The sequence below is a fragment of the Neisseria sp. P0021.S006 genome (assembly GCF_051956895.1).
On record NZ_JBQCWZ010000048.1, the window covers coordinates 1 to 12,505 of the forward strand.

The 12,505-nt window shown below is 46.4% G+C and carries 7 protein-coding genes and 1 pseudogene; all 8 read left to right on the top strand.

Translation table 11 applies throughout. The annotated features are described in order from the left end of the window. Nucleotides 1–371 (top strand): annotated as a pseudogene (gene rplA, locus ACTHUM_RS09515) (50S ribosomal protein L1); the annotation flags it as partial. Nucleotides 372–594: 223 nt separating this feature from the next. Continuing rightward, the gene (gene rplJ / locus ACTHUM_RS09520; RefSeq protein ID WP_003680699.1) at nucleotides 595–1,095 is read left to right on the top strand and encodes a 50S ribosomal protein L10; all 501 of its coding nucleotides are present in this window, start codon (nucleotides 595–597) and stop codon (nucleotides 1,093–1,095) included. Between the two features lie 57 nt (nucleotides 1,096–1,152). Further along, the gene (gene rplL, locus ACTHUM_RS09525; RefSeq protein WP_003677916.1) at nucleotides 1,153–1,524 is read left to right on the top strand and encodes a 50S ribosomal protein L7/L12; all 372 of its coding nucleotides are present in this window, start codon (nucleotides 1,153–1,155) and stop codon (nucleotides 1,522–1,524) included. Nucleotides 1,525–1,713: 189 nt separating this feature from the next. After that, nucleotides 1,714–5,892, top strand: a complete 4,179-nt coding sequence (rpoB, locus tag ACTHUM_RS09530) for a DNA-directed RNA polymerase subunit beta (RefSeq protein ID WP_004521091.1) — start codon at nucleotides 1,714–1,716, stop codon at nucleotides 5,890–5,892. 156 nt (nucleotides 5,893–6,048) lie between these two features. After that, a complete protein-coding gene (rpoC, locus tag ACTHUM_RS09535) occupies nucleotides 6,049–10,224 on the top strand; it encodes a DNA-directed RNA polymerase subunit beta' (protein WP_004521093.1) in 4,176 nt (1,391 codons plus the stop codon). A 329-nt stretch (nucleotides 10,225–10,553) separates the two neighbouring features. Further along, a complete protein-coding gene (gene rpsL / locus ACTHUM_RS09540) occupies nucleotides 10,554–10,925 on the top strand; it encodes a 30S ribosomal protein S12 (protein ID WP_002218431.1) in 372 nt (123 codons plus the stop codon). A 117-nt stretch (nucleotides 10,926–11,042) separates the two neighbouring features. Beyond that, nucleotides 11,043–11,513 (top strand): 30S ribosomal protein S7, encoded by a 471-nt coding sequence (rpsG, locus tag ACTHUM_RS09545; RefSeq protein WP_002240962.1) that lies wholly within the window; start codon nucleotides 11,043–11,045, stop codon nucleotides 11,511–11,513. Nucleotides 11,514–11,531: 18 nt separating this feature from the next. Then, on the top strand, nucleotides 11,532–12,505 hold a 974-nt coding region (locus tag ACTHUM_RS09550), incomplete at its 3' end, for a GTP-binding protein (protein ID WP_440402834.1).

The following is a 12,505-nucleotide window of genomic DNA, read 5'->3' on the forward strand; positions in this document are numbered from 1 at the left end:
TGAACTTTGACGTTGTTATTGCTTCTCCTGATGCAATGCGTATCGTTGGTCAATTGGGTACCATCTTGGGTCCTCGTGGTCTGATGCCAAACCCTAAAGTAGGTACTGTTACTCCTAACGTTGCTGAAGCAGTTAAAAATGCAAAAGCAGGTCAAGTACAATACCGTACAGATAAAGCAGGTATCGTTCATGCAACTATCGGTCGTGCTTCTTTCGCTGAAGCTGACTTGAAAGAAAACTTCAATGCGTTGCTGGATGCTATCGTTAAAGCCAAACCTGCTGCTGCTAAAGGCCAGTACCTGAAAAAAGTTGCTGTATCCAGCACTATGGGTTTGGGTGTTCGCGTTGATACTGCAAGCGTGAACAACTAAGAAATTTTCAGGTGATCCAGTTTTCTGGATTGCCTGAATTTGGGCTACTTAAAATTAAGTAGATGTCCAAGACCGTAGGGATCGTAAGATTTAATCGTAACTGCCCTACGCAGACGGTAGTCCTGAAACACATTGCAAGATTGCTTGTAAGATGTCTTTTTAGGTTACCGCGCTGGTGGGATATCATTTCGGTATCCTGTTTATAAACAGTGGGAGGTAGACCTTGAGTCTCAATATTGAAACCAAGAAAGTGGCCGTAGAGGAAATTAGCGCAGCAATTGCTAACGCTCAAACTCTCGTAGTCGCTGAATATCGCGGTATCAGTGTTTCCAGCATGACTGAGCTTCGTGCGAATGCACGTAAAGAAGGCGTGTACTTGCGTGTTCTGAAAAATACTCTGGCTCGTCGCGCAGTAGAGGGTACTTCATTCGCAGGTTTGGCCGATCAAATGGTTGGTCCATTGGTTTACGCTGCTTCTGAAGATGCTGTTGCTGCTGCTAAAGTGCTGCACCAATTCGCGAAAAAAGATGACAAAATTATCGTTAAAGCCGGTTCTTACAATGGCGAAGTGATGAACCCTGCTCAGGTTGCTGAGTTGGCTTCTATTCCAAGCCGCGAAGAACTGTTGTCCAAACTGTTGTTCGTTATGCAAGCTCCTGTATCAGGCTTTGCACGTGGTTTGGCTGCTTTGGCAGAGAAAAAAGCTGGCGAAGAAGCCGCTTAATCGATTTTGTTTCATTTAATCAATTATTTTTTAATACAATATTTGGAGTAAAATAGCATGGCTATTACTAAAGAAGACATTTTGGAAGCCGTTGGTTCTTTGACCGTAATGGAATTGAACGACCTGGTTAAAGCTTTTGAAGAGAAATTTGGCGTTTCTGCTGCTGCCGTTGCAGTTGCAGGTCCTGCAGGTGCTGGTGCAGCTGCTGCTGAAGAAAAAACTGAATTTGACGTAGTATTGGCTTCTGCTGGTGATCAAAAAGTTGGCGTGATTAAAGTTGTCCGCGCTATCACTGGCTTGGGTCTGAAAGAAGCTAAAGACATCGTTGACGGTGCACCTAAAACTCTGAAAGAGGGTGTTTCTAAAGCTGAAGCTGAAGACATCCAAAAACAACTGGAAGAAGCCGGCGCTAAAGTCGAAATCAAATAATTTAATGCTTCCTGTGAAGGCTGGCAGTTTTCTGCCAGCCTTATTTTGCTTCTTCAAATAAGCATCAGGCATTGTTTACATTTATTTGCATAGTCTTGATAAAACCATTGCAAATAAATGTAAATATCAGGTTGATGCATGCCGTTGTTTTAGACGGCCTATTATTTAAAATTGCTTTTCGGAGTGTATATGAGCTATTCGTTTACCGAGAAAAAACGTATCCGTAAGAGTTTTGCAAAGCGAGAGAATGTCTTGGATGTTCCTTTCCTGCTGGCAACCCAAATTGATTCTTATGCGAAATTTTTACAGTTGGAAAACGCTTTTGACCAACGTACTGATGATGGTCTGCAAGCAGCATTCAATTCTATTTTCCCGATTGTGAGCCATAATGGTTATGCACGATTGGAGTTTGTGCATTACACATTGGGCGAACCTTTGTTCGATATTCCTGAATGTCAATTGCGCGGTATTACTTATGCGGCTCCATTGCGTGCACGTATCCGTTTGGTGATTTTGGATAAAGAAGCGTCTAAACCGACCGTAAAAGAAGTTCGTGAAAACGAAGTATATATGGGCGAAATTCCGTTGATGACGCCAAGTGGCTCTTTTGTCATCAATGGTACAGAGCGTGTAATTGTTTCCCAGTTGCACCGTTCTCCTGGTGTGTTCTTTGAGCATGACCGTGGTAAAACACATTCTTCCGGTAAGTTGTTGTTCTCTGCTCGTATTATTCCTTACCGTGGTTCATGGTTGGATTTCGAATTTGATCCAAAAGATTTGCTGTATTTCCGTATCGACCGTCGCCGTAAAATGCCGGTTACGATTTTGTTGAAAGCTTTGGGCTATAACAATGAACAAATCTTGGATATTTTCTACGACAAAGAAACTTTCTATTTGTCTTCAAACGGTGTTCAAACTGATCTGGTTGCAGGCCGTCTGAAAGGTGAAACTGCCAAAGTTGACATCTTGGATAAAGAAGGCAATGTACTGGTTGCCAAAGGTAAACGCATTACTGCGAAAAATATCCGTGATATTACCAATGCAGGCTTGACTCGTTTGAATGTAGAGCCAGAAAGCTTGATAGGCAAAGCATTGGCTGCTGACCTGATTGATCCGGAAACCGGTGAAGTATTGGCTTCTGCTAACGATGAAATTACAGAAGAACTGTTGGCTAAACTTGATATCCATGGTGTAAAAGAAATTACGACCCTTTATATCAACGAATTGGATCAAGGCGGTTACATCTCCAGCACTCTGCGTACAGACGAAACTGCTGATCAGCAAGCTGCACGCGTAGCGATTTACCGCATGATGCGTCCTGGCGAACCGCCTACCGAAGAAGCTGTTGAGCAGCTCTTCAACCGCTTGTTCTTCAGTGAAGACAGCTATGATTTGTCTCGCGTAGGCCGTATGAAATTCAATACGCGCACATACGAGCAAAAACTGTCTGAAGCACAACAAAACTCTTGGTATGGCCGTTTGCTGAACGAAACTTTGGCCGGTGCTGCCGAAAAAGGTGGTTACGTTCTGAGCGTTGAAGACATTGTTGCTTCCATTGCTACATTAGTTGAACTGCGTAACGGTCATGGTGAAGTAGACGATATTGACCACTTGGGTAATCGTCGTGTTCGTTCTGTGGGTGAGTTGACTGAAAACCAATTCCGCAGCGGTTTGGCTCGTGTAGAACGTGCAGTTAAAGAGCGTTTGAACCAAGCAGAATCTGAGAACTTGATGCCGCATGACTTGATCAATGCGAAACCTGTTTCTGCCGCGATTAAAGAATTCTTCGGTTCCAGCCAATTGAGCCAATTTATGGATCAGACCAACCCATTGTCTGAAGTAACCCATAAACGCCGTGTATCTGCATTGGGCCCGGGCGGTTTGACTCGCGAACGTGCAGGCTTTGAGGTGCGAGACGTACATCCGACCCACTATGGCCGTGTATGTCCTATTGAAACACCTGAGGGTCCAAACATTGGTTTGATCAACTCATTATCCGTTTATGCGCGTACCAATGATTATGGTTTCTTGGAAACTCCTTACCGCCGTGTTGTCGATGGCAAAGTAACTGAAGAAATCGACTACTTGTCTGCTATCGAAGAAGGCCGTTATGTGATTGCACAGGCGAATGCCGATTTGGACAAAGACGGTAATTTGATTGGCGACTTGGTCACTTGTCGTGAAAAAGGCGAAACCATTATGGCGACGCCTGACCGCGTTCAATATATGGACGTGGCAACCGGTCAAGTGGTATCCGTTGCAGCATCTCTGATTCCATTCTTGGAACATGATGACGCGAACCGTGCATTGATGGGTGCCAACATGCAACGTCAGGCTGTACCGTGTCTGCGCCCTGAAAAACCGATGGTTGGTACCGGTATTGAGCGCTCTGTTGCCGTTGACTCTGCAACTGCAATCGTTGCCCGCCGCGGCGGTGTGGTTGAGTATGTAGATGCCAACCGTGTTGTAGTTCGTGTTCATGATGATGAAGCGACTGCCGGTGAAGTGGGTGTCGATATTTACAACTTGGTTAAATTCACCCGTTCTAACCAATCTACCAACATCAACCAACGTCCGGCCGTAAAAGCAGGCGATGTGTTGCAACGTGGTGACTTGGTGGCCGACGGTGCATCTACCGACTTGGGCGAGTTGGCTTTGGGTCAAAACATGACCATCGCCTTCATGCCATGGAACGGTTACAACTACGAAGACTCGATTCTGATTTCAGAAAAAGTGGCTGCAGACGATCGTTATACTTCGATTCACATTGAAGAGCTGAACGTTGTCGCACGTGACACTAAACTGGGTGCGGAAGACATTACCCGCGATATTCCGAACTTGTCTGAGCGTATGCAAAACCGTTTGGATGAATCCGGTATCGTATATATTGGTGCAGAAGTAGAAGCTGGTGACGTCTTGGTAGGTAAAGTAACACCTAAAGGCGAAACCCAACTGACTCCTGAAGAAAAACTGCTGCGTGCCATCTTCGGTGAAAAAGCGTCTGACGTAAAAGATACTTCATTGCGTATGCCTACCGGCATGAGCGGTACCGTTATCGATGTTCAAGTCTTTACTCGTGAAGGTATTCAACGCGACAAACGTGCTCAATCCATTATTGATTCTGAGCTGAAACGTTACCGTCAAGACTTGAGCGACCAGTTGCGTATTTTTGATAACGACGCATTTGACCGTATCGAGCGTATGATTGTTGGTCAAAAAGCCAATGGTGGTCCGATGAAGCTGGCTAAAGGCAGTGAAATCACTACCGAATATTTGGCGAGCCTGTCCAGCAAACATGATTGGTTTGACATCCGTTTGGCTGACGAAGATTTGGCCAAACAGTTGGAACTGATTAAATTGAGCCTGCAACAAAAACGCGAAGAAGCGGATGAGTTGTATGAGATCAAGAAGAAAAAACTGACCCAAGGCGACGAGCTGCAACCGGGCGTACAAAAAATGGTGAAAGTATTTATCGCCATCAAACGCCGTCTGCAAGCCGGTGACAAAATGGCGGGTCGCCACGGTAACAAAGGTGTGGTATCACGCATTCTGCCGGTGGAAGACATGCCTTACATGGCTGACGGCCGTCCGGTAGACATTGTACTGAACCCATTGGGCGTACCTTCCCGTATGAACATTGGTCAGATTTTGGAAGTTCACTTGGGTTGGGCGGCAAAAGGTATCGGTGAACGCATCGATCGTATGCTGAAAGAGCAACGCAAAGCCAGCGAGCTGCGTGAATTCTTGAACAAACTCTACAACGGTAGCGGTAAGAAAGAAGATTTAGACAGCCTGACAGATGAAGAAATCATCGAATTGGCTTCTAACCTGCGCAAAGGTGCGTCTTTCGCCTCTCCTGTATTCGACGGTGCGAAAGAGTCTGAAATCCGCGAAATGTTGAACTTGGCTTACCCAAGTGAAGATCCTGAGGTTGAGAAACTGGGCTTCAACGACAGTAAAACTCAAATCACGCTGTATGACGGCCGTTCCGGCGAAGCATTTGACCGCAAGGTTACAGTCGGTGTGATGCACTATCTGAAACTGCACCACTTGGTTGACGAAAAAATGCACGCCCGTTCTACCGGTCCATACAGTTTGGTTACCCAGCAGCCTTTGGGCGGTAAAGCTCAGTTCGGTGGCCAACGTTTCGGCGAGATGGAGGTTTGGGCATTGGAAGCATACGGCGCGGCATACACGCTGCAAGAGATGCTGACTGTGAAGTCTGACGACGTGAACGGCCGTACCAAAATGTACGAAAATATCGTCAAAGGTGAACACAAAATCGATGCCGGTATGCCTGAATCCTTCAACGTATTGGTTAAAGAGATTCGCTCACTGGGCTTGGATATCGATTTGGAACGCTACTAAACAGAAGTTTTCAGACGGCCTTTTAAGGTCGTCTGAAAAAGCGGTTTCAGAATAAGAATGAAGCAATCGGCATTTAGGCCATCTGAAATCAAAAGTACCGTTTCCCAATATCGAAAATCCGCCATGCGGTAAAAATACTTCCTTCAAGGAGCAAAAATGAATTTGTTGAACTTATTTAATCCGTTGCAAACTGCCGGCATGGAAGAAGAGTTTGATGCCATCAAAATCGGTATTGCCTCTCCCGAAACCATCCGCTCATGGTCTTATGGCGAAGTTAAAAAACCTGAAACCATCAACTACCGCACGTTCAAACCTGAGCGTGACGGTTTATTCTGTGCCAAAATCTTTGGCCCGGTCAAAGACTATGAATGTTTGTGCGGTAAATACAAACGCTTGAAATTTAAAGGCGTAACCTGTGAAAAATGTGGCGTAGAAGTGACCCTGTCTAAAGTACGCCGCGAACGCATGGGCCACATTGAATTGGCAGCACCAGTTGCCCATATTTGGTTCTTGAAATCCCTGCCTTCCCGCTTGGGTATGGTACTGGACATGACTTTGCGCGATATCGAACGCGTATTGTACTTTGAAGCATTTGTGGTAACCGATCCCGGCATGACTCCGTTGCAACGTCGTCAATTACTGACTGAAGACGATTACTACAACAAACTGGACGAATACGGCGACGACTTCGATGCCAAAATGGGTGCAGAAGGTATCCGTGAATTGTTGCGCACCTTGGATATTACCGGCGAAATCGAAATCCTGCGTCAAGAGCTGGAATCTACCGGTTCTGACACCAAAATTAAAAAAATTGCCAAACGTTTGAAAGTATTGGAAGCTTTCCACCGTTCCGGTATGAAACTGGAATGGATGATTATGGACGTGCTGCCGGTATTGCCGCCTGATTTGCGTCCGTTGGTTCCATTGGATGGTGGTCGTTTTGCCACTTCCGATTTGAACGATTTGTACCGCCGCGTTATTAACCGTAACAACCGTCTGAAACGTCTGTTGGAACTGCATGCGCCTGACATCATCGTTCGTAACGAAAAACGTATGTTGCAAGAAGCAGTTGACTCTCTGTTGGATAACGGCCGTCGCGGTAAAGCCATGACCGGCGCCAACAAACGTCCGCTGAAATCATTGGCTGACATGATTAAAGGTAAAGGCGGCCGCTTCCGTCAAAACCTGCTGGGTAAACGTGTGGACTACTCTGGTCGTTCCGTGATTACCGTAGGTCCATACCTGCGTCTGCACCAATGTGGTCTGCCGAAAAAAATGGCGTTGGAACTGTTCAAACCATTCATTTTCCACAAATTGGAAAAACAAGGTTTGGCGTCTACCGTTAAAGCTGCGAAAAAATTGGTAGAACAAGAAGTACCTGAAGTATGGGATATCTTGGAAGAAGTGATCCGCGAACATCCGATTATGCTGAACCGTGCGCCAACCCTGCACCGTTTGGGTATTCAAGCGTTCGAACCTATCCTGATCGAAGGTAAAGCGATTCAGTTGCACCCATTGGTGTGTGCCGCATTTAACGCCGACTTTGACGGTGACCAAATGGCTGTACACGTTCCATTGAGCTTGGAAGCACAAATGGAAGCACGCACGCTGATGCTGGCTTCAAACAACGTATTGTCTCCAGCCAACGGCGAACCAATCATCGTACCTTCTCAAGATATCGTATTGGGTCTGTACTACATGACCCGCGACCGTATCAATGCCAAAGGCGAAGGCAGCCTGTTTGCCGATGTGAAAGAAGTGCATCGTGCATACCATACCAAACAGGTTGAACTGGGTACGAAAATTACCGTACGTCTGCGCGAATGGGTAAAAAACGAAGCAGGTGAGTTTGAGCCTGTCGTTAACCGTTACGAAACGACTGTCGGCCGTGCATTGTTGAGCGAAATCTTGCCTAAAGGCCTGCCGTTCGAGTACATCAACAAAGCGCTGAAGAAAAAAGAAATTTCTAAACTGATTAACGCATCATTCCGTCTGTGCGGTTTGCGTGACACAGTTATTTTTGCCGACCACTTGATGTATACCGGTTTCGGTTTTGCGGCTAAAGGCGGTATTTCCATTGCGGTTGACGATATGGAAATTCCGAAAGAAAAAGCAGCCTTGCTGGCTGAGGCTAATGCCGAAGTTAAAGAAATCGAAGACCAATACCGTCAAGGTTTGGTGACCAACGGCGAACGTTACAACAAAGTGGTCGATATTTGGGGTCGTGCCGGCGATAAGATCGCTAAAGCGATGATGGACAATCTGTCCAAACAAAAAGTTATCGACCGTGACGGCAACGAAGTTGATCAAGAGTCCTTCAACTCTATTTACATGATGGCCGACTCTGGTGCCCGTGGTTCTGCAGCTCAGATTAAACAGTTGTCCGGTATGCGTGGTTTGATGGCCAAACCTGACGGCTCTATTATCGAAACGCCAATTACCTCTAACTTCCGCGAAGGTTTGACTGTATTGCAATACTTTATTGCGACCCACGGTGCGCGTAAAGGTTTGGCGGATACCGCGTTGAAAACGGCAAACTCTGGTTACCTGACCCGTCGTCTGGTAGACGTAACTCAAGACTTGGTCGTTGTTGAAGACGATTGCGGTACTTCAGACGGCTTTGTCATGAAAGCAGTAGTACAAGGCGGTGACGTAATTGAAGCGTTGCGCGATCGTATTTTAGGCCGTGTTACAGCATCAGATGTTGTTGATCCTTCAACTGGCGAGACTTTGGTTGAGGCAGGTACACTGCTGACTGAGAAATTAGTTGATATCATTGACCAATCTGGTGTTGACGAGGTTAAAGTCCGTACGCCAATTACTTGTAAAACCCGTCATGGCTTGTGTGCACACTGTTATGGCCGCGACTTGGCGCGCGGTAAACTGGTTAACGCTGGTGAAGCTGTAGGTGTAATTGCTGCACAATCTATTGGTGAGCCAGGTACTCAGCTGACCATGCGTACGTTCCACATCGGTGGTGCGGCATCTCGTGCGGCTGCTGCCAGTCAAGTGGAAGCCAAATCCAATGGTACAGCTCGTTTCAGCAGCCAAATGCGTTACGTTGCCAACAACAAAGGCGAATTGGTTGTCATTGGCCGCTCTTGTGAAGTAGTGATTCACGACGATATCGGTCGCGAACGTGAACGTCACAAAGTACCTTACGGTGCAATCCTGCTGGTACAAGACGGCGAAGCCATTAAAGCCGGTCAAACTTTGGCAACTTGGGATCCGCATACCCGTCCGATGATCACCGAACACGCAGGTATGGTGAAATTCGAAAACGTGGAAGAGGGTGTTACCGTTGCGAAACAAACTGACGATGTAACCGGTTTGTCTACTTTGGTAGTGATTGACGGCAAACGTCGTTCTTCTAGTGCTTCTAAACTGTTGCGTCCGACTGTCAAACTGTTGGATGAAAATGGTCTGGAAATTTGCATTCCTGGTACGACTACCCCAGTTTCTATGGCATTCCCGGTCGGTGCGGTGATTACTATCCGTGAAGGTCAGGAAGTCGGTAAGGGTGATGTGTTGGCGCGTATTCCACAAGCGTCTTCTAAAACCCGCGATATTACCGGTGGTTTGCCGCGCGTTGCTGAGTTGTTTGAAGCACGCGTGCCGAAAGATGCCGGCATGTTGGCTGAAATTACCGGTACCGTTTCCTTCGGTAAAGAAACCAAAGGTAAACAGCGTCTGATTATTACCGATGTAGACGGTGTAGCATACGAAACGCTGATTTCTAAAGAGAAACAGATTTTGGTACACGACGGTCAAGTGGTAAACCGCGGTGAAACCATCGTGGATGGTGCCGTAGATCCGCATGACATTCTGCGTCTGCAAGGTATCGAAGCATTGGCTCGCTACATTGTTCAAGAGGTACAAGAGGTTTACCGCTTGCAAGGTGTGAAGATTTCCGATAAACACATCGAAGTCATCATCCGCCAAATGCTGCGCCGTGTGAACATTGTGGATGCTGGTGATACAGAGTTTATTACCGGCGAACAAGTTGAGCGTAGCGATGTGATGCTTGCCAATGAGAAAGCCATCGCTGAAGGCAAAGAGCCGGCACGTTATGAAAATGTGTTGTTGGGTATTACCAAAGCTTCCTTGTCTACCGACAGCTTCATTTCTGCAGCATCGTTCCAAGAAACAACCCGCGTCTTGACCGAGGCCGCTATCATGGGCAAACAAGACGAGCTGCGCGGTTTAAAAGAGAACGTGATTGTCGGTCGATTGATTCCTGCCGGTACAGGTTTGACCTACCACCGCAGCCGTCATCAACAATGGCAGCAAGCCGATCAAGTAACTTCTGAAACCGAAGCTTTAGACGAATAATCCCGAGGGATTATTGTGAAAATAAAACCGCAAGCCAGTCTTGCGGTTTTATTTTTTAGAGGACTTAAAAGAGGGTAGAGTTTAAGGCCGTCTGAATAAATAAGGAAAGCAATGGAGAAAATAAGTAGAGAACTAAATTGCGGACTTATTTAAAATGACAAAGGCCGTCTGAATATTTCAGACGGCCTTTGTTTCCAAAATTTAGACATAAATTGGAAAACACCAAACTTTATCAGTCATTTGCTTGACTAAACCCTTGCAATAAAAATATAATTCCAATCTTGTCGACATGGTGTCGGCAAGTATTTAACTCAACAGGACGAGAAAATATGCCAACTATTAACCAATTGGTACGCAAAGGCCGTCAAAAGCCTGTGTACGTAAACAAAGTGCCTGCACTGGAAGCTTGCCCGCAAAAACGTGGCGTCTGCACCCGTGTATACACAACTACCCCTAAAAAACCTAACTCTGCATTGCGTAAAGTATGTAAAGTTCGCCTGACCAACGGTTTTGAAGTAATTTCATATATCGGCGGTGAAGGCCACAACCTGCAAGAGCACAGCGTCGTATTGATTCGCGGCGGTCGTGTAAAAGACTTGCCAGGTGTACGTTACCACACTGTACGCGGTTCTTTGGATACTGCAGGTGTTAAAGACCGTAAACAAGCCCGTTCTAAATACGGTGCTAAGCGTCCTAAATAATTATCGGGACTCAAATAGGCACGTCGGCCGCCTAAGCTGAACAACGGCCGAGTAAGTGAATACTCAATTGGGTATTCATGGGAATTGCCCCAACTGAATAGATTAAAGGAAATTAAAATGCCAAGACGTAGAGAAGTCCCTAAGCGCGACGTACTGCCAGATCCTAAATTCGGCAGCGTTGAGCTGACTAAATTCATGAACGTATTGATGATTGACGGTAAAAAATCTGTTGCAGAACGTATCGTTTACGGTGCGTTGGAGCAAATTGAGAAAAAAACCGGCAAAGTAGCAATTGAAGTATTTAACGAAGCCATTGCAAACGCCAAACCTATCGTGGAAGTGAAAAGCCGCCGTGTAGGTGGTGCAAACTACCAAGTTCCTGTTGAAGTTCGTCCTTCACGTCGTCTGGCCTTGGCAATGCGCTGGGTTCGCGATGCGGCCCGTAAACGTGGTGAGAAATCTATGGACCTGCGTTTGGCAGGCGAATTGATTGATGCGGCTGAAGGTCGTGGCGGTGCGTTGAAAAAACGTGAAGAAGTACACCGCATGGCTGAAGCTAACAAAGCATTCTCTCACTTCCGTTTCTAATATCGAAAGGCTAACAAAATGGCTCGTAAGACCCCTATCAGCCTGTATCGCAATATCGGTATTTCTGCCCATATTGACGCGGGTAAAACAACCACAACAGAACGTATTTTGTTCTATACAGGTTTGACTCATAAATTGGGCGAAGTGCATGACGGCGCGGCTACTACCGACTACATGGAACAAGAGCAAGAGCGTGGTATTACCATTACTTCTGCTGCTGTGACTTCTTATTGGTCTGGTATGGCGAAACAGTTCCCTGAGCACCGTTTCAACATCATCGACACTCCGGGACACGTTGACTTTACTGTAGAGGTAGAGCGTTCTATGCGTGTATTGGACGGCGCGGTAATGGTTTACTGTGCAGTAGGCGGTGTTCAACCTCAATCTGAAACCGTATGGCGTCAAGCTAACAAATACCAAGTACCTCGCTTGGCATTTGTAAACAAAATGGACCGTCAAGGTGCCAACTTCTTCCGCGTTGTTGAGCAAATGAAAACCCGTTTGCGCGCAAACCCAGTACCTATCGTGATTCCGGTTGGTGCGGAAGACAGCTTCAGCGGTGTCGTTGACCTGTTGAAAATGAAATCCATTATTTGGAATGAAGCCGATAAAGGTACAACCTTTACCTATGGCGACATTCCTGCTGAATTGGTTGAGACTGCCGAAGAATGGCGTCAAAACATGATTGAAGCTGCAGCAGAAGCCAGCGAAGAATTGATGGACAAATACTTGGGCGGTGATGAGCTGACTGAAGAAGAAATCGTAGGCGCATTGCGTCAACGTACTTTGGCCGGTGAAATTCAACCAATGTTGTGCGGTTCAGCATTTAAAAACAAAGGTGTTCAACGTATGTTGGATGCAGTTGTAGAATTGCTGCCTGCTCCTACCGACATTCCTCCAGTTCAAGGTGTTAACCCTAACACTGAAGAAGCCGACAGCCGTCAAGCCAGCGATGAAGAGAAATTCTCTGCATTGGCGTTCAAAATGTTGAA

Bases quoted from the DNA above. Each gene is read 5' to 3' on its own strand.
- rplL (WP_003677916.1), top strand. From the start codon at position 1,153: ATGGCTATTACTAAAGAAGACATTTTGGAAGCCGTTGGTTCTTTGACC.
- rpoB (WP_004521091.1), top strand. From the start codon at position 1,714: ATGAGCTATTCGTTTACCGAGAAAAAACGTATCCGTAAGAGTTTTGCA.
- rpoC (WP_004521093.1), top strand. From the start codon at position 6,049: ATGAATTTGTTGAACTTATTTAATCCGTTGCAAACTGCCGGCATGGAA.
- rpsL (WP_002218431.1), top strand. From the start codon at position 10,554: ATGCCAACTATTAACCAATTGGTACGCAAAGGCCGTCAAAAGCCTGTG.
- rpsG (WP_002240962.1), top strand. From the start codon at position 11,043: ATGCCAAGACGTAGAGAAGTCCCTAAGCGCGACGTACTGCCAGATCCT.